Source organism: Ottowia massiliensis, assembly GCF_900240305.1.
In the GTDB taxonomy this organism is placed as follows: Bacteria; Pseudomonadota; Gammaproteobacteria; order Burkholderiales; family Burkholderiaceae_C; genus Ottowia; species Ottowia massiliensis.
In genome coordinates this window covers 1,620,422-1,644,759 of the sequence record NZ_LT964854.1, presented here as the reverse complement: position 1 = coordinate 1,644,759, position 24,338 = coordinate 1,620,422, and the positions used below count along the sequence as shown (strand labels likewise).

Sequence of the window (24,338 nt, the reverse complement as noted above, 5' to 3'; positions counted from 1 at the left end):
TCAGAAGCGGTAGGCCAGCCCCAGCCCGAAGCTGCGGCCCCGCGCGGGCGCGCCGATCACCAGCCCATGCGTGAGGTAGTAGCCGTAGAGGTCGTACTGCTTGTTCGCCAGGTTGTCGCCCCATATGTAGAACTCGGCGTTGCCGCTGGCGATGCCCACGCGCAAGTCCACTTTGCGGTAGCTGTCCAGATCAAAGCTGTTTTGCGGGTCGTTGGCGCGCTTGCCCACGTGGCGCACCGACAGGCGCGCGTTGAGCGTGGGCGAGGCCAGGCCCCAGAAGGCGGGCAGCGCGCGCTGCCACTGCACGGCCAGCAGGGCCGACAGGCGCGGCACGTCGGGCAGGCGGTTGCCCACGTTCACGTCGCCTGCGGGCACGTTGGTGACGGCGTGGCTGCGGATGGAGCCGCTGATCCACGCCAGCCCGCCGCTGAAGGTCAGGCCCGCGCCCGCGCGCCAGTGGCCGTTCAGCTCCAGACCGTGGCTGCGGGTGTTGGCGTTGATCATCCAGCTGGCTTGGGTGCCGGGGTCAAAAGCCAGCAGATGGTCGTCTTTGACGCGGTTGGAAAACAGCGCGGCTTCCAGCCGCAGGCGGCCATCGGCGCCCTCGTGCTTGGCGCCCAGCTCCAGGCTGTCCACCTTGCCGGGGCGGTAGGGCGCGCTGTCGGCGGGTTGCGTGGCGTTTCCATTGAAGCCGCCTGCCTTGCTGCCGCGCGCCAGCGTGGCGTAGAGGCTGGTTTGCGGCGTGAGCGCCCATGACAGGCCTGCGCGGCCCGTGGTGTGGCGCTCGCGCAGGCTGCGCGCATCGGATAGAGCTGCGCCCGCCGAGTAGGCGCCCGCGTAACTCTTGCGCTCGCGCGAGTGGCGCAGGCCCGCTGTGAGCTTCAGGCCGCTTGCGCCCAGCGGCCAGGTGGCTTCGCCAAACGCGGCGTCGGCGTTGTGTGTCAGGTCATGACCGTAGCCCTGCCCCATCCGGTTCTGGACATTGCCCCATTTGGCGCGATACACGTCCAGCCCCGCCACCCAGAAGACGGCGCTGCCGGGCAGGGAAGCCAGACGCAGCTCCTGGTTCCAGTTGTGGCCATGCTCGCGCTTGGCCAGAGGGAAGGTGACGTCCATACCCATCCAGGCGCGCATGACCTCACGGCCCGTGTGGTCGTTTTCGCTGAGGCGGTGGCGCTGGCGGCTGGTGACGGAAGTCAGCCGCGCCCAGGGCAGATCGTGCTGCGCTTCCAGCGCCTGCTGCTCGATCACGAAATGGTTGCCCGCCAGCGGGTCGGCGCTGTCCAGCTCCTGCCCCGGGCGCTCGCCGTAGGGACGCAGCAGCATCACGCTCTGGTAGCGCCGCGCATCGTGCCGCCCCGCGCGCAGCAGCACGTGAGTGGCCGCCTGCGGCTGCCACAGCAGGCTGGCGCGCCAGGCTGAATCCGCCGGGCGCGAAACCGGCTTGCCCGTCAGGCGGTTGTCGTAGCCGTAGTCCTGCGCGTTATGGCGCAGCGCCAGGCGCGCGGCCAGCGTTTCTCCCATTGGAACATTCAGCGCGCCTTCGGCCAGATGCTGGTGGTCGCTGCCCGCCTCGGCGCGCGCGCTGCCCGTCCAGCGGCCCAGTTCAGGACGGTGGGTGCGGATGTTGATGGCTCCGGCCGCGCTGCTGCGGCCAAAGAGCGTGCCCTGCGGGCCTTTGAGAACCTCCACCTGCTCCACATCCAGCGTGCCCAGCCCCGCATGGCTCACGCTGGCGGCGACGCCGTCCACGTTCACTACCACCGAGCTGTCATCCATGCCCGACTGGAAAAGCGAGCCGACGCCGCGTATGCGCACATTGGCGCTTCCCGCGTCGCCCCAGGAATTGACCTCCACGCCCGGCGTGCCGCGCAGCACGTCTTCCAGGCTGCTCAGGCGCCGCTCTTCCAGCGCCGCATCGTTGATGACATTGACGGTAAAGGGCAGATCCTTGGCCTTTTCTTCCTCACGCCGCGCCTGCACCGTCACGGCGGGCAGCGTGGCCGCTTCGGCGGCGGGCGCGGTCTTGCGCCTTTCGCCAGCGGCGGCCTCGGCAGCCTGCGCCGCCACGGCTGCGCAGGCCAGGCAGGCCGCCAGCGCCAGCCGGCGTGGCGCCATCGGGTTGTCACGGCAGAAATTGAAAGCAAATGACATGGGCGGATACTCCTTTGCGCACAATGCAAGCGATTCTTGTTGAATTGCCAGGCTCCATTCAGGAATCACGGCCCCGTTCCGGAAATTCTTGCGGCGCGCCTCCTGACAAAAATCACCCGCAAACCAAAGGCTTTACAGGCAATGACAGCCAGCTCTTCAGGAAAAGAACTTTTCGACACCTTCACGCGCCACGCGGCGGCGTGGACCGGCGCAGGCCAGGCATCTGGCGCTGTTCAGATTGACAGGCAGCGCCTGCACATTGGCGCGCGCTGCGCCTCGCCCGCGATAGACAGCGGCACGGTAGCCGCCCAGAGTTTTGGCGGCGGACTGCTGGCCTGCGCGATGCAGGGGCAGCTGCGCCAGAGCATCACGCGCCACAACCGGCAAGACGAGAAATACGCCCCCTGCCTGGGCCTGAACGCGCAGCTGGCAGGCGGCTTTTCATGGGTGGACGGGTGCGGGCGGCGGCACGATAGCGGCGCACAGGGCAAGGTATGGAGCCAGAACGGCCCGATCCAGTGGCGGCAAAGCACCCTGCTGGCGGGCGCGGTCTCGCAATGCCATGTTGCGGCCAGCGCCGCCTTGCTGGAGCGCTGGCTGGCCGATGCGCCCGGCAGCATGGCGGCGCGGCGCATCGAGGGCTACCTGCTGGCCCGCCATCAGGCGGAGGGTTACCGGGCCAGCCGCCTGTCAGGCTTTGTCACGCGCGCGGCCATACGGCTTCAGGCGCTGCTGACCACGCAGCCGCCCGCGCTGGCGCAGCGCCTGCAAATCGAGGGGCTGGCGCTGGCGATACTGGGTGCGTGGCTGGACATGCCGCATGAAAGGCCGGCAGGCGGGCCGCAGGGCCGCCATCGCCGCGCGGTGCATGACGCCATCGACCTCATCCGCGCCCATCCGGCGGATGACTTTTCCATCAGCGCGCTGGCGCGGCGCGTGGGCCTGAACGAGTGCTATCTCAAAAGCGGTTTTCGCGAATGCACGGGCATGGGCATTGCCGCCTACGTGCGCCAGCAGCGCATGGAGCAGGCGCTGGCGCTGCTGGAGCAGGGCTGCCAGCCGGTGCATGAGGTAGCGCGCCACGTGGGCTACCGCAACAAAAGCCACTTCGCCCGCGCCTTCCGCCTGGCGCACGGCTGCCTGCCTTCGCAGGTGCGGCCCGGCGGCGGGGAAGACGTGCCAGAGCCGCCAGAACCCGGCGGAGCGCCCGGCTAGGCGCCCCGGCGCTTCATGGCAAGCCAGCGCAGGCTGTTGGCAGACGGGCAAGGGTATCTTGCTCCCTTGTCAATAGCATGAGGTCCTGGCAGTACGGGCGCAGAAGGCGTTTTTCTTGGCTTGAATCCGCTTCTCTTTTTGGAGCTGCTGCACCTCTTTCAGGCTCGCGCGCGCCGCGCCTGCACGGCTTCGGCCAGCACGTTGATGAGCGCCTCGGAATCGTCCCAGCCCAGGCAGGCGTCGGTGATGCTCTGGCCGTATTCGAGGGTGGCGGGGTCGTCCTGGCCGGGAGTGAATTTCTGCGCGCCGGCGCGCAGGTTGCTTTCCAGCATCACGCCGCTGATGCGGCGCGAGCCTGCGCTGATCTGGCGGGCCAGGTCGTGCGCCACATCCAGCTGCTTTTCGTACTGCTTGCTGCTGTTGGCGTGGCTGCAATCGACCATGAGCGTTTCGGGCAGGCCGGCGGCGGCCAGCTGCTGGCAGGCGGCCTGCACGCTGGCGTCGTCGTAGTTGGGCTGCTTGCCGCCGCGCAGGATGAGGTGGCAGTCGGGGTTGCCCTGGGTGTGCACGATGGCGACCTGCCCGCTCTTGCCTACGGAGAGAAAGTGGTGTCCGCGCGAGGCGGCCTGCACGGCGTCGATGGCGATTTTCACGTTGCCGTCAGTGCCGTTCTTGAAGCCGATGGGCGCTGAAAGACCGCTGGCCAGCTCGCGGTGCACCTGGCTTTCGGTGGTGCGCGCGCCAATGGCGCCCCAGCTGATGAGATCGCCAATGTATTGCGGCGAAATCACGTCCAAAAACTCGCTGGCGGCGGGCATGCCCAGGCGGTTGATGTCCAGCAGCAGCTGGCGCGCAATGCGCAGGCCCTCGTCGATGCGGCAGCTCTCGTCCAGATACGGGTCGTTGATCAGCCCTTTCCAGCCGACGGTGGTGCGCGGCTTTTCAAAGTACACGCGCATCACGATTTCCAGCGCGCCAGCGTGGCGCTCGCGCAGCGGCTGGAGGCGGCGGGCGTAGTCCAGCGCGGCGGCGGGGTCGTGAATGGAGCAGGGGCCGATGACCACGAGCAGCCGGTCATCCGCGCCCCGCATGATGCGGCTCGTGCGCTCGCGCGTGGCGGCCACCAGGGTTTCGGCGTGCGTGCCGTTGATGGGAAAAAAGCGGATCAGGTGTTCGGGCGGGGGCAGCATGGCAATGTCCTTGATGCGTTCGTCGTCAGTCGGGCCGGTTTTCTCGTAGGGCAAACGCCAGGACGGGGCATTGCGGGGCATCGTGGTTCTCCTTGCAAAACGTGAATGGATGGAATGGACATGAAAAAACCGCCGGGCTTGTGAGGCTCCGGCGGTTTCGGGTGAATGTGATCGGGAAGCTTTGCGGCGCGCTTTCAGCAACAGGCCAGCCTCTCGTCCGCCGGGGACAGAGAAAACCAGAACCAAAACCAGAAAGCGCGGCTGAAAGTCATAGGCGGCGGACTCTAGCACACCGACGGCAGCCCCCTGCCCTGCTCATGGCCAGACGCTGAACAGGGGCCGGGAGGCAAAGAGCCAAGGGCTGGCAGAAGAAAAGGACAGGGTCGAATTCGCTCTTTTATCCATAGCATCAGGTCCTAGTGGAATAAGCGCAGGCGCCTATTTTCGGGCTGCTCAATTTGCTCTCTTTTTCTGCATTGATTCGAAGCGCCCGAAGCAGCGCTTTTCGCGCTCACGGGCGGACTTTGAGCAAGCTCTTGCGCGCCGCAAGTCAGCGGAACAGCCCTTCCACCCTGGGATCGGTCTGCACGTCGATTTCTTCGGAGAGCATGAGGGTGTAGGACGCCTCGTCCATGAGCTTTTGCGAGGTTTTGGCGGAGCCTTCCAGGTTCACGGCCACCACCATCACGCGCGTGCCCAGGCCGTTGAGCTTGCGAATGAGCGGCACGAAGTCCGAATCGCCCGAGACGAGCACCACCACATCCAGGTTCTTGTGCGCGGCCAGGTCATAGGCTTCCAGCGCCATCCAGACGTCGATGCCTTTTTCTTCGGGCGGATCCAGCGCCTCGTTCATGGGGTGATAGTGCGCCACGATGCTGGAGTGCATCAGGATCTGGTCCTGAAAGCGGTCCACTTCCAATTGCTTGACCGGGTCTTTCATGGCCTGCACGGATTTGAGCGAAAAGCGGCCCCTGAAAAAGTGTGCTTCGGTGATTTTGCAAAGGTCGGCGTTGCCGTCCGTTTCCAGCCTGGCCACGCGCGCGCGAATGAAGTCGTGCAGCCCGTCTATCGAAAGGTAGCTGCTGCGCTCGTGGCGGTGTTTGTAATGGTTGCTGATGCGCCAGAAAAAGGTGCCGTCGTAAAAAATGCCAATACGGATCATGGAGCTTGGTTTGGTTTTCATCTCTTTTGGGGATTTGCCGGGTTTATGGTTTGGAATGAGCCAGAAAAACCAAGGCCGGGAAATTCACATTCCCGGCCTTGAATGAATATTTTCCCTGCGGATTATTCAGCGCGGTAATTCGGCGCTTCCTTGGTGATTTGCACGTCATGCACGTGCGATTCGCGAATGCCGGCGGCGGTGATTTGCACGAATTCGGCCTTTTCGCGCATTTCCTCGATGGTGGCGCAGCCGCAGTAGCCCATGCTGGCGCGCAGGCCGCCGGCCATTTGGTAAATGATGGCGACCACGCTGCCTTTGTAGGGCACGCGGCCTTCAATGCCTTCGGGCACGAGCTTGTCGGCGTTGGGGTTGCCGGTGCTGCTTTCCTGAAAGTAGCGGTCGGCGCTGCCTTGCTGCATGGCGCCAATGCTGCCCATGCCCCGGTAGCTTTTGTAGCTGCGGCCCTGAAAGAGCACGATTTCGCCGGGCGCTTCTTCGGTGCCGGCAAACACGCCGCCCATCATCACGGCATGCGCGCCGGCGGCCAGGGCCTTGGCAATGTCGCCGCTGTAGCGCACGCCGCCATCGGCGATGAGGGGCACGCCCGTGCCTTTGAGCGCCATGGCCACGCTGTCGATGGCCGTGATTTGCGGCACGCCCACGCCCGCAATCACGCGCGTGGTGCAGATGCTGCCCGGGCCGATGCCGACTTTCACGCCATCCGCGCCCGCCTCGGCCAGCGCGCGGGCAGCGGCGCCGGTGGCGATGTTGCCGCCAATCACATCGACTTGCGGCCAGTTGTTCTTGACCCAGCGCACGCGCTCGATCACGCCCTTGCTGTGGCCGTGGGCAGTATCGACCACGATGGCGTCCACGCCGGCTTTGACCAGCGCTTCCACACGCTCTTCGGTGCCTGCGCCTACGCCTACGGCGGCGCCCACGCGCAGGCGACCCGAAGCATCACGCGCGGCATTGGGGAAGGTGGTTTGCTTGGTGATGTCCTTGACGGTGATCAGGCCCTTGAGTTCAAAGGCGTCATTGACCACCAGCAGGCGCTCCAGGCGGTGCTTGTTGAGCAGCTGCTTGGCCTCTTCCAGCGTGGCACCTTCGCGCACGGTGATGAGGCGCTCGCGCGGCGTCATGATCTCGCGCACGGGCATGTCGTAGCGGGTTTCAAAGCGCAAATCGCGCCCGGTGACGATGCCCACGACCTTGCCGTGGTCCACCACCGGAAAGCCGCTCACGCCCAGCTCGTGCGACAGATCGCTGACTTGCCGCACGGTGTGCTCCGGTGTGATGACCACCGGATCGCGCAGCACGCCCGATTCATGGCGCTTGACTTTGGCCACCTGCGCGGCCTGCTCTTGCGCCGTGAGGTTTTTGTGAACGATGCCCATGCCGCCTTCTTGCGCCATGGCAATGGCCAGGCGCGCTTCCGTCACCGTATCCATCGCGGCGGACAGCAGCGGCAGATTCAGGCGGATGTTGCGGGTGAGCTGGGTGGAGAGATTGGCGTCCTTGGGCAGGACCTGGGAGAAAGCTGGCACCAACAACACATCGTCGAAGGTGAGCGCATTGCCGATCAGGCGCATGGGGTATGGCTCCGCAAAAAATGAATTCTACTTGCGGCCTCCAAGCACACGCATGCAGCACGCTCATGCCGCCAGATTCAGCCCGTTTCTGCGCATTACGGCACATTTGCCCCGCTAAACGGGCATTGGCGCGCGGCCAGGCGCGACGCACAATAAGCGCCTTCATTGACCCAGAGCCTTGCAGCCCCATGAAACTCACCGTCCGCGCCCTTGCCACCGCCTCCTTCGCTGCCCTTGCCGTGGCGGCCAGCCTTCCGGCCCATGCCCAATACCAGTGGATTGACGGCAGCGGCCGCCGCGTTTTCAGCGACCAGCCGCCGCCGCCCGGCACGCCGCAGAAAAACATACTCAAGCAGCCCGCCGCCCGCCCCGCTGCGCCCGCCCCGGCGGCGGACAAAGCCGAAAGCAGCGCCGCCGACAGCACGGCCGCCCCAGCCGCTGCGCCCCAGGCATCCACACCCCAGGCCGCTGCGCCAGCAGCGCAAGACAAGGCGCTACAGGAAAAGCTGAAAAAAGCCGAAGCCGAAGAAGCCGCCAAGAAGAAGGCGGAAGCCGACCGGCTGGCCGCCCAGAAGGCCGAAAACTGCAAGCGCGCCATCTCGGCCAAAGCCCTGCTGGATTCAGGCCAGCGCATCATGCAATCAGACGGAAAAGGCGGGCGCTCCTTCATGAGCCCCGAACAGCGCGCCGCTGAAACCAAGCGCATCGAAGAAGTCATGCGCAACGACTGCAATTGAGCGCCTGTTCAGCACCGGTTCAAAGCGCCCGCGCTTGCATGCCAACCGCCTCTCGCAGGCGGTTTGTTTTTGCCGATGACGGCTGCCTGCGCGGCAGATGCGCGGAGCAAACGAAGCAGAATTTATTTGCCTTTTTTGCTTCTTGATCAATAGCAATATCTCGGCGCAGATAAAGCGCAATCCCCATTTTTGACTGCCTGAATTTGCTTCCTGTTTAATAGCAAGCCAGCTTTGAAGAGGCCGTCCCGCCTCCCCCAGACAATCCCCCCGCATGAAAAACCCAGAACTGCTGCTGCCCGCCGGCAGCCTTGAAAAAATGCGCGCCGCCTATGACTTTGGCGCCGACGCCGTTTATGCTGGCCAGCCGCGCTACAGCTTGCGCGCGCGCAACAACGAATTCCGGCTGGAACAGCTGGCCCAGGGCATCGCCGAGGCGCACGCACGCGGCAAAAAATTCTTTGTCACCAGCAACCTTTATGCGCACAACGACAAGGTGCGCAGCTACCTGCGCGATCTGGAGCCTGTGATTGCGCTGGGGCCGGACGGACTCATCATGGCCGACCCCGGCCTGATCATGCAGGTGCGCGAAAAGTGGCCGCACGTGCCCATCCATTTGAGCGTGCAGGCCAACACCACCAACTGGGCCGCCGTGCGCTTTTGGCAAAGCGTGGGCGTGGCGCGCATCATCCTCTCGCGCGAACTCAGCCTGAAAGAAGTGGAGCAAATTCGCCAAGCCTGCCCCGACATGGAGCTGGAAGTGTTCGTGCACGGCGCGCTGTGCATGGCCTACTCGGGCCGCTGCCTGCTTTCGGGCTACTTCAACCGGCGCGACCCCAACCAGGGCACCTGCACCAACGCCTGCCGCTGGAACTACGCCACGCACGAGGCCGACGTGGACCCCAACACCGGCGAAGCCCTGGCGCAAGGCGCGCGCCTGGCGGATTTCAGCTTCGCCAGCGAGCAAGAGCGCGCCGAAAAAGCTGCGCATGAAGCCGTGCATGACGGCGCCATGCCAAGCGCCACCGGCCAGCAGCGCCATCCCAAAGCCGACAAGGTCTATCTCATCGAAGAAGAAGGCCGCCCCGGCCAGCTCATGCCCATCATGGAAGACGAGCACGGCACCTACATCATGAACAGCAAGGACTTGCGCGCGGTTGAACTGGTAGAGCGCCTGTGCCGCATTGGCGTGGACTCGCTCAAGATCGAAGGCCGCACCAAAAGCCTGTATTACGTGGCCCGCACCGCGCAGGTGTACCGCCGCGCCATCGACGACGCCGTGGCGGGCCGCCCCTTCAACCCCGCCCTCATCACCGAGCTGGAGGGCCTGGCCAACCGGGGCTACACCAGCGGCTTTCTGGAGCGCCACCCTATCCAGAGCTACCAGAACTACGAAACCGGCCACTCCACCTCCACCCGCAGCCAGTTCGTGGGCGAAGTGCGCGCCTGCGCGGACGGCTGGGCCGAAGTGGAAACCAAAAACCGCTTCGCCGTGGGCGACCTGATCGAAATCATCCACCCCGCCGGCAACCGCACCTGCCGTCTGGCGGCCATGAAAAACGCCGAAGGCCAGAGCCTGCAAGTGGCCAGCGGCAACCCCTTGCGCGTGTGGATTCCGATGGACGGCCCCGCCGATGGCGCGCTGATTGCCCGCGTATTCGAGCCGCAGGCTGCGTGAATCCGGTTGTGGCTGATGGGCGCGCGACGCCTTCAGATGCTGTCCGCCATCCGGCCGTGAGAGGCGAAAGCGCAGAAATCGGAATGGGGCAGCAAAGCGCAAACTGAAGACGGAGCTTGCAGCCCGCTGAGAATTTGCAAGGCCCACGAGCGCCCGAGTCCGCATTTTTGCGTCCCTCGGACAGAGGGCAGTCAGGTTCCAGACGGTTTCCGCCCGCCAGATCACACCAAAAAGAAGAGCAAATCTGGAGGGTGAAAAATGCCGCCTAGCGCAGTTTCCACTAGGACATCATGCTATGAATCAAGGAGCAAATAATGCAGAACGCTGCCCCCTGCGAAGCGCCCATTCCGGCCAGCTTTTTTGCGCCTTGCTGGCGGAGGTCAAACGGGGTTTCAGTCCTGCCGGGGTGAAACGCGGGCGACTTCGGGAATGCCGACCACGCCAAAAAACAGGGCGATCAGGCGGTTGAGGTTGGTGAAGGCAACTTTTTTTTCCTGTGCCTGCAGATCGGCCGCCCAGTTGAGCAGCATGCCGGCGGCAGCGAAATCCACGCGCAGCACGAAGCGGCAGTTCAACTCGACATAGCGGGCATCGCCGAGGCGCTCGCGGATGGGGGCGAGGATGGCCGTGGGATCGTCCAGGATTTCGCCGCTGAGCTGGGCGCGCAGGTGGCCTTCGACGAGCTGCACGTCTTCTTGCGGGGCGTGCGTGTCCTGCGCGGCTGCGGCAGGTTCTCCTCCGCCCAGCTCGGCCAGGATGGTTTCGCCTTCGGGCGTCATGGCCGTGTAGTGGCAGCGAGGGGCTTGCCAGGCGGGCGGGGAAACTTCGTAGGTGACGCAGTAATTAAGCGCCACAAGGTCGAATTCATCCATTTCGCCCATCAGGCGCAGCAGAGCCAGGCGCGCTGTCCACCACTGCGTGTCGGTGTTGCGGTCTTCGTTGGGGGTTTTTTCGGCCAGGATGTCCAGCAGTGTTTCCGCACCGAGGAATTTGATGCGGTCGCCGCTGTCGGCCCAGCGGTGCAGCTGCTCTGTCAGGGCTGGCAGGGCATCAGGGTTGATGCTTTTGAGCGAGCGCCAGTCGATGCGCCAAGGCGGCGTGTTGCGCTTGATGGCGCCTGCCAGCGCGGCCAAGGATTGCACGCTGAGCGTGGCGGGCGCGGCCCATTGGGCCAGCGCCGCGCGCGCGTTTTTCGGACTGGCATGGCGGGCCATTTGCGCCAGTTTTTCAGGCGTGAGCATGCCCCACTGCGGGGCCGAGCGGCCAAAGCGGCTGGCAAATTCAATGGCGGTTTCGTCGAATTTGGCTTGCTGCGCCGTGGCGCGGTAGAGGTCGAACAGGCATAGCCAAGTGTCTTCATGATCCTGACGTGGGCCGCCTTCGGCAATCAGCGCGCGCAGGCTTTCTTCGGCTCCGGCGGCGTCACCATTGGCGAAGCGGATGGCGCTTTCTTCCAGCTCCGCGTCTTGCGGCATCTCGGCGGAGACTTCCACGTTGAAGTCGCCCATGATGCCGAAGGTGTAGGCGTCGCGGTCTTCTCCTGTGGCGTGAGGAACGTGCTCGTGAGGAGCGTCAGCATGGGTGGGCGGCTCTTCCGCTTTGGTGGCGGGGGCGTCCACCAGGGTGTCGTGCTCATCTTCCATTGAAGGCGGAACCACTTCGACCACGCCTTCCGGCAAATGGGACATGGGCACGGTGGCGGCGAAAGCTGTGTTTTCGACGGCGGGCGGAGCATGGGGCGCGGGTTCGGGAGGAGGCGCCTGGGGTTCGGGCGCAGCGTCGTTGCGGGGTTTCTTGAACCAGGCCTGCGCCATCTGTTCTTCGATCTGGTCGATCTTTCTTTCCAGCGTGCGGGCGCGGTGAGGCCGGACGGCGTCAGGAGGAGCGCTGTTCAGGTAGCTGGATGGGCCTGCGTCTGAACTGGAGCTCTTGTTTTTGGCCACTTCGCCACGGCGGATTTTGCGCAGCGTTTCGAACTCGTCACGGCGCGAGGCGTCGTTGCGGCGCTTGCGCTCGATCATGTCCTTGAGCGCCTGCCGCGTGTCGGACGCATCTTGCCGGGAATCCAGCTGGTCCAGATCTGACCAGCCGGTGGCCGAGTTCTTGACGAACTTGGCCATCCGCGAGAGCAGGCCGCTGGGAGAGGTGTTCTTGCTCATGGGCGCATTATGCGAACGGGCACAGGCGGGCGGCCAGCCGGACGCTTACTCGCCAAACATTTTTTGCTTGAGTTCGCGCCGCTGCTGCGCTTCCAGTGAGAGCGTGGCCGTGGGGCGCGCCAACAGGCGGCCCACGCCGATAGGCTCGCCGGTTTCATCGCAATAACCGTATTCGCCCATGTCAATGCGGGCAATGGACTGCTCGATTTTTTTGAGCAGCTTGCGCTCGCGGTCGCGTGTGCGCAGCTCCAGGGCGTGTTCTTCCTCGATGGTGGCGCGATCGGCCGGATCGGGCACAACAATGGTGTCTTCGCGCAGGTGCTCAGTGGTTTCGTCGGCGTTTTCCAGGATGCCGTTTCTCAAGCCAACAAGCTTGTGGCGGAAAAAGGCCATCTGCGCTTCGTTCATGTACTCGTCATCGGGCATGGCAAGCACCTCGGCGTCGGTCAGCTCTTGAGCGGGCTTGTTTTTCCAGTTGTCAGCCAGGCGCGGATCTTTCTTGATCAGGGCTGCGGCGGCAGGCTTGGCAGCGGGGGGAGGCAATGTCTTTTTGTGGGCCGTGGCCGTTTTGGCCCTGGACTTGACCGTTGCCTGCGCGGGCGGCGCTTGCCGGGTGCTGGCGGCCTTTGAAGCAGTTTTTCCAGCCGTGGTTTTCATGAGGCACTTCTCCCTTGGTTGGAGCCTGGCGCAGGGGCCGGGCGAAAAAATAGGCGGGCGATTGTATAAAGCGTGTCTGGCCCTGAAGCTAGGTTCAGACCAGGCATTGCGACAGCCCTTGTTCAAAGATGTCGCGCGGCAAGTCGATGCCGATGAACACCATCTTGCTGACGCGCTTTTCGCCTTCAGCCCAGGCCGGACCCAGGTCGCTGCCCATGAGCTGGTGCACGCCCTGGAAGATGACTTTGCGCTGCACGTCCTTCATCCACAGCACGCCCTTGTAGCGCAGCATCTTGGGGCCGTAGATATTGACGATGGCGCCCAGAAAGTCTTCCAGCCGGGCCGGGTCAAAAGCGCGTTCGGTGCGGAAAACGAAGCTTTTCACGTCGTCGTCATGCGCGTGGTGGTGCGCGTGATGGTGGTGATGCCCGTGCTGGCAGTGGTCATGCGCGTGGTCGCAGCCCTCGTGGCCGTGGTCATGGTGACCGTGGTCATGGGCGTGGCCGTGGTCTTCTTCCTTGAGAAAGTCCGGGTCAATGTCCAGCCGCGCGTTCAGGTTGAAGCCGCGCAGATCCAGCACGCTTTTAAGCGGCGCCTGCCCGAAGTGCGTGACGTGCTGCCCCGCGCGCGGGTTCATGTGCGCCAGACGGTGTTGCAGCGCAGCCAGCTCGTCGCCCGACACCAGATCAGCCTTGCTGATGAAGATCTGATCGGCAAAGCCCACCTGGCGGCGCGCTTCCTGGCGCTCATCGAGCTGCTGCATGGCGTGCTTGGCATCGACCAGGGTCACGATGGCGTCCAGCAGATATTGCTCGGCCACTTCGTCGTCCATGAAAAAAGTCTGCGCCACGGGGCCAGGGTCGGCCAGGCCGGTGGTTTCGATGATCACGCGCTCGAAGTCGAGCGCGCCGCTGCGCTTTCGGGCGGCCAGATCGGCCAGGGTGGCGCGCAAGTCTTCGCGGATGGTGCAGCACACGCAGCCGTTGTTCATCTGAACGATCTGCTCTTTGTCGTCGCTCACCAGAATGTCGTTGTCGATGTTCTCCTCGCCAAACTCGTTTTCGATAACGGCAATCTTCTGCCCGTGCGCCTCGGTCAGCACGCGCCGCAGCAGCGTGGTTTTGCCGGAGCCGAGAAAGCCGGTGAGGATGGTGGCGGGGATGAGGGACATTGGATGCACAAGGGCCGGTTTGAAAGGGCGCGGAGTGTACCGCCGCATTCGTGGGCCTGCCTGGCGGTTCGGCATGCCTTGAAACCATGTTTGCAAACGGTTAATACGGCGGCAGGGTTTCTATTGTTTCGATAGCAACGAATCCAGCAACCACGGGCGCAGGCGGCGAATCGGCTTTCTGGCATTGACAAAACGCAACAAGAAGAAATCTGGTTTGCAATACCATTCACAGCTCATCTCTTATAGAGGAGTTGCAAGATGAAACCTTTTCAGACCATTGCCCAATCCATCGGCCTGGCGGCTCTGCTGGCTTTCGGCGCAGCCGCGCAAGCGGCGGATGTGGCGCTCACCCCGAATGAAATGGCGTTCAAGGACGGCCGCGCCGTGCTGGACGACAACAGCGAATTCACCACCAAAACCATCCGCGTCACCATCGAGCCGAACAAGAAGCTGGAGCCGCACGGCCCGAAAGAAGGCTATTTCTTCGTGACCGTCATCAGCGGCACGCTGGAGCTGGGCTTTGGCAAGACGTATGACGAGGCCAAGCTCAAAACCCTGCCGCCCGGCAGCATCTTCACCCACCCGGCCGGGCAGCTGCACTTCGCCAAAACGGGCAAAGACCCCGTGGTGCTGCAAATCACCGTGATCAAGCCCAAGGGCAGCGCCGACAAGAGCGAGCACTGAGCCAGCAGGCGCATTTCCCGCTGTTTCACACGCCATTCGTTTCTTCCTTTCGTTCTTCCGGCTGCCCTCCTTATCAGGACGGGCGGCCTTTTTTCCGCCCAATAGCTGTCATGAGAGCTGTCATGAAACCTTTCATCCCACACCCGCACGCCCTGGCTGCCGCCTCGGCGCTGGTCCTGGCCGCGCTGTGCACCAGCGCCGCCGCGCAAACATCCGCTTCCAGCGTGCCCAAGAAAGACAAGGCAGACCCCGCGCTGCCAGCCGTGCTCGTCACGGACAAGCAGGAGGCCATCGCCGGCCAGGTCAGCGTGGACACGCGCGCTCCCGCTGTGGCCCCGCGCATGACCGACGGCGCCTCGCTGCTCAAGGAAATTCCCAACATGGGCGTGGTGCGCAAGGGCCAGCAGGCGGGCGATCCGGTCTTTCGCGGCCTGGGCGGCTCGCGCCTGGCCATCACCGCCAATGACCAGTTCCTCTACGGCGGCTGCGGCATCCGCATGGACACGCCCACTTCCTACATCAACCCGCAGGCGTATGACGAACTCGTCGTCACCAAAGGCCCGCAAACCGTGCTCAAAGGCCCCGGCCTGGTGGCTGGCGCGGTGGAATTCGTGCGCCACCCGCGCGTGTACGACAAATTCAGCACCGAGTTCGACGGCGCCCTGTCGCTGGGCAGCTTTGGCTATGTGGACGCTTTTGGCGACTTCGCTGCAGGCAACCCCCTCGTTTCCCTGCGCGCCATCGCCACGCGGGGCAGAAGCGACGACTACAAAGACGGCGACGGCAACGAAGTGCGCTCCTGGTACACGCGCAAGAGCGGCTCGCTCAACCTGGCCGTCACGCCCACCCGCCATTTGCGCTTTGAACTCTTTGCCGACGCCAACCGCAGCAAGGCCAAATTCGCCAGCCTGCAACTGGACTCGGGCAAGACCGACCGCAACTCCTACGGCGCCAAAGCCGAAATCAGCGACATCAACCCCTTGCTGCAAAAGCTCAGCTTCGAAACCGGCTACAGCCACCAGGACATCATCATGGGCCGCCAGTTCCGGGGCCTGCTGGCGGGCGGCAATCCGGACCGCATCACCCGCAACGCCAAGGCCAGCGCCGAACTCGCCTGGGGCGCCAACCGCACCACGGCCGGCCTGGACTGGTACGCCGACGAGCACCGCGCCCGCCGCGCCTACACCAACCTGGCCCGCAGCCGCAGCGAAACCTCCAGCAACATCGGCGTCTTCCTTGAAAACCGCATGAACCTGGGCGAAGACCGCGCCTGGGTCGCCGGCCTGCGCCGCGACCGCACCCGCGCCACCACCTACCCCGGCTTCTGGTACGGGCAAAACGCCAAACAGCGCAAAAACCGCTACAACCTCACGGCCGCCTTCACCCGCTTTGAATTTGGCCCGCGCCCCTGGCATCACTACGTGGGCCTGGGCTACACCCAGCGCGCCCCCGACTTCTGGGAACGCAACCGCAACCGCGATATCAAGCCCGAAAAAAGCCTCCAGCTTGATGTGGGCACCCGCTACACCGAAGGCAACTTGCGCCTGAACGGCTCGGCTTTCATCAACCGCATCAACGACTACATCCTCATCTACAAGAACAACCCGCGCCTCAACGACCTGGCGGCCAACTCCTTTGCCCGCAACATCAGCGCCATACGCTACGGCTTTGAAGCCAGCGCCGACTACGCGCTGCCCGCCAACTTCAAAGTGGGCGGCGACCTGGCCTGGACCTGGGGCCGCAACCAGACCGACCACCGCCCCCTGGGGCAAATCCCCCCGCTGGAGCTGCGCCTGCGCGCCGGCTACGAAACCCAGCAGGCATCGCTCATCGGCGTGATGCGCGCCGCCGCGCGGCAAAACCGCGTCAGCGTGGGCGACGGCAACGTCAATGGCGTGGACATCGCTCCCACCCCCGGCTTTGCCGTCTTTGGCGTGCACGGCCACTGGCGTTTCAACCAGCACGCCCGGCTGAACTTCGGCATCGACAACATCTTTGACCGCACCTACGCTGAGCACCTCACCAAAGCCGTGCAAACGCCCGAGTTCTACAACGGCCTGGGCCTGAACCCCAACGCCGGCTCCACCACCCGCATCAACGAACCCGGCCGCTCCTTCTGGGTGCGGCTGGACATCAAGTTCTGAACCCGCAGGCGGCGAAAAGCCAAGGAGCAGAATTTGCTCCTTGGTTCATAGCAAACTTTCCCGCAGACGCTGCGACAAGGCCTGTTTGACGGGCCTTTTTTTGCTCCTCTTTTTGTGGATTCCCTGCAAATGGTGTGCAATGCTTTATGGTGCGAAACGGACAAGGCCGAACTTGGACGATGCCCTAGATTTTTGTTCACACGACAGAGAAAATACCGGAGAAGCCCATTTTTTTGATGATGAAAAGGCCATGGCAAAAAGCACCAATATTGCCTCCAATATCAACCAGAAAATAATCCGTGCAGCGGTTGAAAAATAGCCGCCAACCGTGAAGGCCAAAGCTTTGCAATCATGGACAGGGCCTGCCGGGCAAAACGTATTTCAGCAATGAAAACAGGCAGAAGACCATTGGCGGGCAATATCAACGGAGCTAATAAAACAGGACGGACAGATGACAACCAGAAGATGCATGATCATGGCTTTCTGCCTTGCGGGGCTGCATGGCTGTGACATGACGAATATGGAAACCAATCCTGGAAGCGCCGAAATGAAAGCGGCAAAAACCGGCGATGGGAAGGTTCGAAATGAGCTTGCCCCCATCGCCGCGCGTTTTCCCATGCTGAAAAACGCAAAATCCATCCAATGGACAAGCGGGGTAATGGGAGATCCGGCCATGCCGGGGCCATCCCTTTACTGGATAGATGCAGTGATCCGGCCAGACGCTGCATTGCTTGAAAAAATCAGCCAACTGGAAGGCCTTGCCCATGCACAGCCGCCGGGTGACACGCACCCGGCCATCCAGCGCCTGATCCCTGAAGGGCGCTATCAGACATCGCCGGAGCTTGACGGGCTTTTCACGCATGGAACATGGCTGTGCCATGCCTACTTCGAGCCGTCACAAAACCTTGTGCTGCTGCTTGCCAAGGGGCAATAGCAGAGCAAAAGCAGAGCCAGTGTGCAGAGCAAAAATCGAAACCATGAAACGGGCTGATTTGGGCTGATCCTCCTGAGCAAGCGCACGCGTTGGATGCCGTGCTGATTGCCGCGCCGGGTTCGGCCAAGAACAATCGCTCCGCTAACCATGCGGCGGCTGGCGAGCACAGCGGGCCGCCCCACCGCATCATCCACGCCCATGCCCACTCCACTTCCCGCCACACTGGCCCAGGCCCTGGCCCAAGCCGCCGCCAGCGGCCTGCCGCGCCTGGAAGCGCACATGCTGCTGCTGCACGCGCTGGGCCGCCCCGCGCACGAGCGCGCCTGGCTGCTGGCGCACGACAGTGACGCGCTGCCCGCAGAGCAGGCCCGCCGCTTCGCCAGCCTGTGCCGGCGCCGCGCGGCGGGCGAGCCAGTGGCCTACCTCACGGGCCGCAAAGCGTTCTACGGGCTTGAGCTGCAAGTGGACGAGCGCGTTCTCGACCCGCGTGACGACACCGAAACGCTGGTGGACTGGGCGCTTTCGCTCCTGCCAGCCCAAGCCCCTTTCCGCCCCTTGCGCGCGCTGGACCTGGGCACGGGCAGCGGCGCCATCGCCCTGGCCCTGGCCAGCCAGCGCCCGCAAGCCGACATCTGGGCCAGCGACGCCAGCGCTGACGCCCTGGCCGTGGCCGCCACCAACGCCCAGCGCCTGGCCCTGCGCCTGAACCTGCGGCAAGGCGACTGGCTGCGCGCCGTGGCCGACGCGCCCGCGTTTGACCTCATCGTCAGCAACCCCCCCTACATCGCCGAGGGCGACACCCACCTGCCCGCGCTGGCGCACGAGCCGCGCCTGGCCCTGACCAGCGGCGCGGATGGGCTGGACGCCATCCGCGCCATCATCCACGCCATCGCCCGCGCCGCGCCTGCGCGCCCCCATCTGCGCCCCGGCGGCTGGCTGCTGCTGGAGCACGGCCACAACCAGGCCCCCGCCGTGCGCGCGCTGCTGGCCGCCGCAGGCTTTGTCCGCGTGCAATCGCGCCGCGACCTGGCAGGCATCGAGCGATGCAGCGGCGGGCAATGGCCAGGCAACAAGCCGCCATGAGCGCGAAACGCAGCGGGCGGCTGATTGCCGCCAGGCACGCGGGCCGGGCGGCTCAAGCAAGTCTTTCAGCTGAGCAAAGCCTGCCCGGCCGCCTCAAAAACAGGAGCAAATTCAAGCAGTCAGAATACCTGCTCTGCGCTTATTCCACTAGGACAGTGCGCTATAAATAAAAGAGCTATAGCAACCTCTCCTGGCCGCTTATTCAATGCAGCACCTCTCACTGCCCGCTCTTTCTCTTTCCACGGCCCCAAACCGCAGGAAATGCGGCGAGGCGGCAACCCGTGTTCGCACTCTTTGCGCCAAGGCTTGGGGCGATGATGGGATATGGGACGGAATTCCAGAAACGGCAGCAACCGCAAAAACCGCGTCAGAATCCGGCTTCGGAAAGCGAGGCGCGCAGCGGTTTGCTGTTGCAGCGCCCATCCCGCAAAAGCGCAGTTTCGGGCGTTCGTGGGCGTTGCAAATTCTTGAAAGGCCCATTTCGGTTGGCGCCATGCCTGAAAACTGAAAATCCGGAATAGCCGCACCGAAAATCTGTCATTCATCCGCTGCTATTCATCCGCCGTTATTTATCCGCCGCTTTCGGGCTGCCGCTCACGCGGCCCCATCGGTTTGATGTTTATCAATCCAGCTGCGAGGCAATTCTTTACAATTGCGTCAAAAAGCTGCCAGCCGAGCGGCTATCCACGATGAAAACCGCGTCAGGCCCCTGCGTTTCATGGGGCCGTTTTTTCATTGGTGGATTTCTGATGCGTTCCCTCCATTCTCCTTTCTGGCGTTTTTCCGCCTTGGCCTGCGGCATTTTTCTTTTGTTGGGCCAGGCCGCTGCGCAGCAGGCGCAGCGGGCGCAGGAAAAAGACAAAGAAAAAGTCCCGAACCTGCCTGAAGTCACCGTCACGGGCACCAGCATGGCGACGGATTTGCAGACTTATCCCGGTTCCGTTTCCGTCGTGAAGGAGCAGCAACTGGAGGCGGCCAGCACGCCCATTGACGCGCTAAGCAGCGTGCCCGGCGTTTCAATTGGCGATGACTTCGGGCGAGGCCTGGGGCAGTCCTTCCATATTCGCGGCTTTGGCTACCAGTCGGAAAACCGCATCATCATCATGCAAGACGGCGTGCGGCGCTCGCTGAGCATGTTTTCCAACCATATTTCCTCATTCCGCTCCGACCCTGATTTGCTCAAGCGCGTGGAAGTGGTTAAGGGCGCTTCGTCCATTCAATATGGCGGCGGCGCGATTGGCGGCGTGGTGGACATGGGCATGAAAACCGCTGAAGATTTTGTGCCGGAAGGCAAGGACAGGGGTTTTGTCGCCAAGTTGCGCTACGAACACAACAATTACCGCGAAGGCTATTTGGCCGGAGCTTTCGCGCCCAAGGACCAGCCTTTTGAATTCATGGCCTATGGCAAGAAAGGCAGGCGCGGCGATCAGGAAATGTCGCGCGTCTGGGGCAATATCAACGGTCAGCCTACCCGCAAGGTGCCTACGGACGAAGACACGACGGTGGCCTATTTGCAAGGCGGCTTCAAAATCACGCCGGAGCAGAAAATTTCGCTTTCCTATTTTGATTACGGAATGGATGTGGCTACCGTCTGGCAAAATCTGTGGCACAGCAATTACAGCGAAAGAACAGGCCCTGTCATTGGAAAGCTCAAGCAGCAGGACTGGGTGGCCAAATACACATTCAAGCCCATTGCCAATCCGTGGGTTGATTTGACGGCCACAGCATTCCACTCCAAGGGCAGCTATGACCGGCATTATGAACTTCTGCCTATCCAATATGAAAATGAAGACAAGCGCTACGGATTCCGCGTCAAAAATCTCTCCCATTTCGAGACTGGGCGCATCCAGCACCGCCTGCTGCTGGGCGTGGATTATGAGAAGCGCAATGAAGATGCAATGATGCTCAATGACGGCGAGCTGAGTGATTTTGGCTCCATGCCCAATACCTATAACGACACGGGCGTTTATGGCCACATTGAGTCATCGTTTTTGAATGGCGGCGTGATTCTCCAGCTAGGCGGGCGTTATGACCGTTTCGAGCGTAAAGTAGCCAAGCATCAGTATTCGACCAAGAAATCACATTTTTCTCCGCGCGTAGGCGTTAGCGTGCGTGTGGCAGATGGCCTTTATCTGCTCGGCAACTGGGCGGAGGCTTTTCGAGCGCCCACGCCGCATGAAACGCATAGCAACGGGCCGCTGAATCCGCATTATTGGTATCTGCCAAATTACGAGCTGAAACCTGAAACCGCGCGCGAAACGGAAATCGGTTTCTCATGGACGAAAAACGGCCTGTGGGCGGCCAATGATTCGCTGGAAACCAAGCTGATGCTGTTCAGCGGCCGCATCAAGGACATGATTTCGTTGAAACGCGTGCGCCCGAATGAGACGCCGCCTGAAAGCGAGGCATATGCCACTTATTTGAATACAGGCAGCGTCAAACGCCACGGCTTTGAGTGGACGGGCACGTATCAGCACGCCTGGGGCGATGTGGGTTTTGGCTATTCGCGCGTGCGGCAAACGGATCGCGCGACGGGCCGAAACGTGCCCTATGCCTTCGCTGACAAGCTCAATCTGCACGGCCACTGGCAGGCGGCGCCGGGCCTGCTGCTGGGCCTGAATGTCAATCACTGGTTCAAGCCCAAACAGAATCCCGAAACCACCATGTCGCGAGGCCAGCGCCTGTGGTATGTGCGCAAGGCGTTCACCATCGTCGATCTGGATGCGCGCTGGCAGCCGCGCCCCTGGGCAAGCGGCCCCTTCGGGCGCGACATGGAGGTGACGTTCGGCATCAAGAACGTGTTTGACGCTTCCTACATGAACGCCTTTGTTACTGAAACATCCCAGCGCGTAGGCAAGGGCCGCAATATCTATGTGGGCTTGAGCACCCGCTTCTGACGCACAGCCCGGCTGCTTTGCAGGCCGTCCGGCGCTCCCTGTCCAGGGCTGCCGGGCGGCCTGTTTCTGCTTCTATAAAAAGAGCAACCTTTCAAGTCTCTACCAGGACATCAGCTGATTTGAGCGCCTTGAATCCGCTCCTGTTTCAGAAGCAATCTGCGCCCATTTACACGCTGGCGATATGCTGCGCGCCTTTTGCCGCCTGGCCCTTGCCCATGATGATTGCCCTGAACCAGCTGCCCCCCGGCGCGTGGCGCCACGTGCGGGGCGTGCTGACCGATATTGACGACACGCTGACGACCGATGGCGCCATCACGCCCGATGCGCTGGCTGCGCTTGAGGCGCTGCGCGCGGCGGGGCTGCCGGTCATTGCCATCACGGGCCGCCCGGCGGGCTGGAGCGAGCCGTTCGCTCGCACGTGGCCGCTGAGCGCCATCGTGGCGGAAAACGGCGCGGTGGCGCTGGCGCGGCAGGGCGGCGCACTGCGCAAGTGGTATTTCGAGCCGGATGCCGCGCGCCGCCAGGCCAATTACGCGCGCCTGCAAGCGGTGGCCGCGCGCGTGCTGCGCGAAGTGCCGCTGGCGCGGCTGGCGCAAGACAGCGCGGGGCGCGAGACGGACATTGCCATTGACCACGGCGAGTTCACGCATCTGCCGCCCGCCGCCATTGAGCAGGCCGCCGCGCTGATGCGGGCCGAGGGGCTGACGGCCACGGTCAGCAGCATTCACATCAATGGCTGGATTGGCGGGCATGACAAGCTGGCCGGGGCGCACTGGATCGTGCAGCTGCTGCTGGGCCGCCGCCTGGCAGACGAAATGGCGCACTGGGTGTACGTGGGCGATTCCACGAACGACCAGCGCATGTTCCAGCACTTTCCCAACAGCGTGGGCGTGGCCAACGTGGCGCGCTTTGCGCCGCACATGGAGCACTTGCCGCGCTACGTGGCGCAGGGCGAGCGCGGCGCGGGCTTCGCGCAGGCGGCGCAGGCAGTGCTGCAAGGGCGCGGCTGACCATGCCCCGGAGGCGGCGGGCAGGCTCCATGCGCATGCAAGATGCGCCCAGATGCACGCGCAAGAGCGGGCTGCCCGGCTCTTTTCATGTGCGCTGACACGGTTTTATGTGCAGTAAAACCATTTGTCACACAAGGTACACTTGGCCGCTTGCGACCAGGAATTGATTGCGGATTGCCATGAAGGCGGGCAATCCATTGTTGAACGTTACAGGCCATGACTCATCGCTCCACGGTTCTCATCGTCACCCCCGAGCAGACGCGCTCGGTGGAAGTCAATACGCGCCTGCTGTTGTCCATGCGTCCGCTGCTGATGGGGCTGGGCGCCGTCATCGTGGCCTTGCTGGGCGCGCTGGCCGCCATCGGCTGGGGCTACTGGGGCCAGCGGCAGGCGCAAAGCGAGCGCCATCAGCAGGCGCAGGTTGAACATCAGCAGTTGCTGGAAGAGCGCGCCCGCGAAATCGAGGCGCTGCGCCAGCAGCTGGAGCAGGCGCGGGACACCCAGTCCGCCGAAATGGCCGCCAAGGCCGCCGAGGTGGACGCCAAGCTGGCCGAGCTGAAAAAGTCCGAGCACATGCTGGCCGAACTGCGCGAATACCTGAAAGCGCGCGGCGTGAACGTCAAGCCCGTCTCCGTCGAGCCGCCCAGGGGCAAGCCCAACAAGGCGGCGGGCGGCCCCGTTTCAAGCCGCGAAGTGCGCCAGGCCCCTGGCCGCCAGGCGGCGGTGGAAGACGCGGGCGACTTGCTGCAAGTGCTGCAATCCGTGCCGCTGGGCATGCCGCACAACGGCCCCATCAGCTCTCGTTTTGGCAACCGCTCCAACCCTTTCACGGGAAAAGGCAGCGAATTCCACGGCGGGCTGGACCTGAAGGGCAGCACGGGCCAGCCCATCCGCGTCACGGCCAAAGGCAAGGTCCACTTCGCGGGCGTGCAGTCCGGCTACGGCAATGTCGTGATGGTGGACCATGCGCACGGCTACAGCACGGTTTATGCCCACCTTTCCAAAATCAGCGTGAAAGCCGGGCAGCACGTGGAAGCGGGCAGCGTCATCGGCCAGCTGGGTTCCACGGGCCGCTCCACCGGCCCGCACCTGCATTACGAGGTGCAGAGCAAGGGCCAGCGCATTGACCCGGAGCAGTTCCTCTCGCTCAACGCGCCCGTCAGAAAGCAGCTTGAAAAGCCCGCCTCCGAGGCCGTGCCCTGAAGCGGCGGCCCCGCCTTTTTCCAGCCGCTCATCCCAGTCTGTTTTTCCCGCCCTTTCCTTTTTTCTCCCAAGCAAGGCAGCAGCATCATGTTCGGTTCCGGCAAAGACAAAAACACCCCCGCGCCCTTCAGCGCCAGCAAGCAGATTGACACCGTGATTGCCGAGCAGTGCACGCTCGAAGGCGATCTCACGACGCAAAACTCCATCAAGCTCGATGGCCGCATCCACGGCACGCTGCGCTGCGAGGGCAGCGCCGTCATTGGCGAGACGGGGCTGGTCAAAGGCGATGTCTATGCCTCCGATCTGCTGGTGCTGGGCCGGCTCGAAGGCAACGTTCACGCAGGCCGCCTGCATTTGCAGTCCACCGCGCAAATTCAGGGCAACATCGAAGCCGAAACCCTGCAAGTGGATCCGGGCGCGCGCTATCAGGGCAGCGTCACCATGCGCGTTCCCAACGCCGCCTCCACGCCCCTGCTGCCTGGCAGCGAGAGCGCCACGGCCAAGGCGTGAGCGGCCGCCGCATTCTTCGCCAGCGCCCTCCGGGGCGCTTTTTCATGCCCGCTGCCTGCCAAACTGCCCGCAGGGGCCTCTCGCGCAAGACGGGCGCAAGGAATAAGAACCGGCTCGAAGCCTGCCCGTGAGTGCAAAAAGCGCAGCCCAGGCGCTTTGCC

At 63.5% G+C, this 24,338-nt stretch carries 21 protein-coding genes and 1 pseudogene; 13 read left to right on the top strand and 9 right to left on the bottom strand.

Annotated features, from left to right (window positions below):
• Positions 1-2,154, bottom strand: coding sequence for a TonB-dependent receptor (locus tag C1720_RS14505; protein WP_102283768.1), 2,154 nt, complete (start codon positions 2,152-2,154; stop codon positions 1-3).
• Positions 2,155-2,295: 141 nt separating this feature from the next.
• Here C1720_RS14505 and C1720_RS07420 point away from each other — a divergent pair, with 141 nt between their 5' ends.
• Positions 2,296-3,369: a helix-turn-helix transcriptional regulator gene (locus tag C1720_RS07420; protein ID WP_102283767.1), complete on the top strand. Its 1,074-nt coding sequence runs from the start codon at positions 2,296-2,298 to the stop codon at positions 3,367-3,369.
• 158 nt (positions 3,370-3,527) lie between these two features.
• Here the strand turns inward: C1720_RS07420 and C1720_RS07415 are convergent, their stop codons facing one another.
• From C1720_RS07415 to guaB, 3 genes are all read right to left on the bottom strand, one after another.
• Positions 3,528-4,640: a 3-deoxy-7-phosphoheptulonate synthase gene (locus C1720_RS07415; protein ID WP_102283766.1), complete on the bottom strand. Its 1,113-nt coding sequence runs from the start codon at positions 4,638-4,640 to the stop codon at positions 3,528-3,530.
• Positions 4,641-5,109: 469 nt separating this feature from the next.
• Entirely contained in the window at positions 5,110-5,742 is a 633-nt protein-coding gene (locus tag C1720_RS07410; protein ID WP_050714935.1) for an NYN domain-containing protein, read from the bottom strand.
• A 101-nt stretch (positions 5,743-5,843) separates the two neighbouring features.
• On the bottom strand, positions 5,844-7,313 hold the full coding sequence (gene guaB, locus C1720_RS07405) for an IMP dehydrogenase (protein ID WP_102283765.1): 1,470 nt from the start codon (positions 7,311-7,313) through the stop codon (positions 5,844-5,846).
• Positions 7,314-7,501: 188 nt separating this feature from the next.
• Between guaB and C1720_RS07400 the strand changes: the two genes are divergently transcribed.
• A complete protein-coding gene (locus tag C1720_RS07400; RefSeq protein WP_102283764.1) occupies positions 7,502-8,050 on the top strand; it encodes a DUF4124 domain-containing protein in 549 nt (182 codons plus the stop codon).
• A 19-nt stretch (positions 8,051-8,069) separates the two neighbouring features.
• Here C1720_RS07400 and C1720_RS13700 read toward each other — a convergent pair whose 3' ends face one another.
• Complete coding sequence (locus C1720_RS13700; RefSeq protein WP_158241669.1) at positions 8,070-8,237, bottom strand: hypothetical protein; 168 nt, start codon at positions 8,235-8,237, stop codon at positions 8,070-8,072.
• A gap of 84 nt (positions 8,238-8,321) precedes the next feature.
• On the opposite strand from C1720_RS13700, the gene trhP reads away from it, so the two are divergent.
• The gene (trhP, locus tag C1720_RS07395; RefSeq protein WP_102283763.1) at positions 8,322-9,725 is read left to right on the top strand and encodes a prephenate-dependent tRNA uridine(34) hydroxylase TrhP; all 1,404 of its coding nucleotides are present in this window, start codon (positions 8,322-8,324) and stop codon (positions 9,723-9,725) included.
• 392 nt (positions 9,726-10,117) lie between these two features.
• Here trhP and C1720_RS13695 read toward each other — a convergent pair whose 3' ends face one another.
• The 3 genes from C1720_RS13695 to C1720_RS07380 form a co-directional block, all read right to left on the bottom strand.
• On the bottom strand, positions 10,118-11,884 hold the full coding sequence (locus C1720_RS13695) for an STAS domain-containing protein (RefSeq protein ID WP_158241668.1): 1,767 nt from the start codon (positions 11,882-11,884) through the stop codon (positions 10,118-10,120).
• A gap of 45 nt (positions 11,885-11,929) precedes the next feature.
• Positions 11,930-12,541 carry an RNA polymerase-binding protein DksA gene (dksA, locus tag C1720_RS07385; protein WP_102283762.1) on the bottom strand — a complete coding sequence of 204 codons (612 nt, stop codon included), beginning with the start codon at positions 12,539-12,541 and terminating at the stop codon, positions 11,930-11,932.
• Positions 12,542-12,635: 94 nt separating this feature from the next.
• Positions 12,636-13,712 (bottom strand): CobW family GTP-binding protein, encoded by a 1,077-nt coding sequence (locus C1720_RS07380; RefSeq protein ID WP_102283761.1) that lies wholly within the window; start codon positions 13,710-13,712, stop codon positions 12,636-12,638.
• 258 nt (positions 13,713-13,970) lie between these two features.
• Here C1720_RS07380 and C1720_RS07375 point away from each other — a divergent pair, with 258 nt between their 5' ends.
• From C1720_RS07375 to prmC, 5 genes are all read left to right on the top strand, one after another.
• Complete coding sequence (locus C1720_RS07375; protein ID WP_050714941.1) at positions 13,971-14,396, top strand: cupin domain-containing protein; 426 nt, start codon at positions 13,971-13,973, stop codon at positions 14,394-14,396.
• 122 nt (positions 14,397-14,518) lie between these two features.
• Positions 14,519-16,540: a TonB-dependent receptor domain-containing protein gene (locus C1720_RS07370; protein ID WP_158241667.1), complete on the top strand. Its 2,022-nt coding sequence runs from the start codon at positions 14,519-14,521 to the stop codon at positions 16,538-16,540.
• 172 nt (positions 16,541-16,712) lie between these two features.
• Entirely contained in the window at positions 16,713-16,859 is a 147-nt protein-coding gene (locus C1720_RS13690; RefSeq protein ID WP_158241666.1) for a hypothetical protein, read from the top strand.
• A gap of 150 nt (positions 16,860-17,009) precedes the next feature.
• A complete protein-coding gene (locus tag C1720_RS07365) occupies positions 17,010-17,474 on the top strand; it encodes a hypothetical protein (RefSeq protein ID WP_146006908.1) in 465 nt (154 codons plus the stop codon).
• 198 nt (positions 17,475-17,672) lie between these two features.
• Positions 17,673-18,557, top strand: coding sequence for a peptide chain release factor N(5)-glutamine methyltransferase (gene prmC / locus C1720_RS07360; RefSeq protein ID WP_102284568.1), 885 nt, complete (start codon positions 17,673-17,675; stop codon positions 18,555-18,557).
• Between the two features lie 646 nt (positions 18,558-19,203).
• Here the strand turns inward: prmC and C1720_RS14230 are convergent.
• Complete coding sequence (locus C1720_RS14230) at positions 19,204-19,467, bottom strand: hypothetical protein (protein ID WP_233199860.1); 264 nt, start codon at positions 19,465-19,467, stop codon at positions 19,204-19,206.
• Here C1720_RS14230 and C1720_RS14585 point away from each other — a divergent pair.
• The 5 genes and pseudogenes from C1720_RS14585 to C1720_RS07340 all read left to right on the top strand — a co-directional run.
• Positions 19,466-19,792 (top strand): annotated as a pseudogene (locus C1720_RS14585) (TonB-dependent receptor plug domain-containing protein); the annotation flags it as partial. The gene C1720_RS14230 and the pseudogene C1720_RS14585 overlap by 2 nt on opposite strands.
• A gap of 24 nt (positions 19,793-19,816) precedes the next feature.
• Positions 19,817-21,454: a TonB-dependent receptor domain-containing protein gene (locus C1720_RS07355; RefSeq protein WP_233199859.1), complete on the top strand. Its 1,638-nt coding sequence runs from the start codon at positions 19,817-19,819 to the stop codon at positions 21,452-21,454.
• A gap of 218 nt (positions 21,455-21,672) precedes the next feature.
• A complete protein-coding gene (locus C1720_RS07350; RefSeq protein WP_050716397.1) occupies positions 21,673-22,464 on the top strand; it encodes an HAD-IIB family hydrolase in 792 nt (263 codons plus the stop codon).
• A 216-nt stretch (positions 22,465-22,680) separates the two neighbouring features.
• Positions 22,681-23,667, top strand: coding sequence for a M23 family metallopeptidase (locus C1720_RS07345; protein ID WP_102283757.1), 987 nt, complete (start codon positions 22,681-22,683; stop codon positions 23,665-23,667).
• Positions 23,668-23,754: 87 nt separating this feature from the next.
• Positions 23,755-24,177, top strand: a complete 423-nt coding sequence (locus C1720_RS07340; protein ID WP_102283756.1) for a bactofilin family protein — start codon at positions 23,755-23,757, stop codon at positions 24,175-24,177.
• Positions 24,178-24,338 lie beyond the last annotated feature (161 nt).

Bases quoted from the DNA above. Each gene is read 5' to 3' on its own strand.
- trhP (WP_102283763.1), top strand. From the start codon at position 8,322: ATGAAAAACCCAGAACTGCTGCTGCCCGCCGGCAGCCTTGAAAAAATG.
- prmC (WP_102284568.1), top strand. From the start codon at position 17,673: ATGCCCACTCCACTTCCCGCCACACTGGCCCAGGCCCTGGCCCAAGCC.
- C1720_RS13695 (WP_158241668.1), bottom strand. From the start codon at position 11,884: ATGAGCAAGAACACCTCTCCCAGCGGCCTGCTCTCGCGGATGGCCAAG.
- C1720_RS07345 (WP_102283757.1), top strand. From the start codon at position 22,681: ATGACTCATCGCTCCACGGTTCTCATCGTCACCCCCGAGCAGACGCGC.
- C1720_RS07355 (WP_233199859.1), top strand. From the start codon at position 19,817: ATGAAAACCGCTGAAGATTTTGTGCCGGAAGGCAAGGACAGGGGTTTT.
- C1720_RS07415 (WP_102283766.1), bottom strand. From the start codon at position 4,640: ATGCCCCGCAATGCCCCGTCCTGGCGTTTGCCCTACGAGAAAACCGGC.
- C1720_RS07350 (WP_050716397.1), top strand. From the start codon at position 21,673: ATGATTGCCCTGAACCAGCTGCCCCCCGGCGCGTGGCGCCACGTGCGG.
- C1720_RS07380 (WP_102283761.1), bottom strand. From the start codon at position 13,712: ATGTCCCTCATCCCCGCCACCATCCTCACCGGCTTTCTCGGCTCCGGC.
- C1720_RS07370 (WP_158241667.1), top strand. From the start codon at position 14,519: ATGAAACCTTTCATCCCACACCCGCACGCCCTGGCTGCCGCCTCGGCG.
- C1720_RS07400 (WP_102283764.1), top strand. From the start codon at position 7,502: ATGAAACTCACCGTCCGCGCCCTTGCCACCGCCTCCTTCGCTGCCCTT.
- C1720_RS13700 (WP_158241669.1), bottom strand. From the start codon at position 8,237: ATGGGGATTGCGCTTTATCTGCGCCGAGATATTGCTATTGATCAAGAA.
- C1720_RS07365 (WP_146006908.1), top strand. From the start codon at position 17,010: ATGATCATGGCTTTCTGCCTTGCGGGGCTGCATGGCTGTGACATGACG.
- C1720_RS14505 (WP_102283768.1), bottom strand. From the start codon at position 2,154: ATGTCATTTGCTTTCAATTTCTGCCGTGACAACCCGATGGCGCCACGC.
- C1720_RS14230 (WP_233199860.1), bottom strand. From the start codon at position 19,467: ATGCTGGTGCCCGTGACGGTGACTTCAGGCAGGTTCGGGACTTTTTCT.
- guaB (WP_102283765.1), bottom strand. From the start codon at position 7,313: ATGCGCCTGATCGGCAATGCGCTCACCTTCGACGATGTGTTGTTGGTG.
- C1720_RS07420 (WP_102283767.1), top strand. From the start codon at position 2,296: ATGACAGCCAGCTCTTCAGGAAAAGAACTTTTCGACACCTTCACGCGC.
- dksA (WP_102283762.1), bottom strand. From the start codon at position 12,541: ATGAAAACCACGGCTGGAAAAACTGCTTCAAAGGCCGCCAGCACCCGG.
- C1720_RS07375 (WP_050714941.1), top strand. From the start codon at position 13,971: ATGAAACCTTTTCAGACCATTGCCCAATCCATCGGCCTGGCGGCTCTG.
- C1720_RS07410 (WP_050714935.1), bottom strand. From the start codon at position 5,742: ATGAAAACCAAACCAAGCTCCATGATCCGTATTGGCATTTTTTACGAC.
- C1720_RS07340 (WP_102283756.1), top strand. From the start codon at position 23,755: ATGTTCGGTTCCGGCAAAGACAAAAACACCCCCGCGCCCTTCAGCGCC.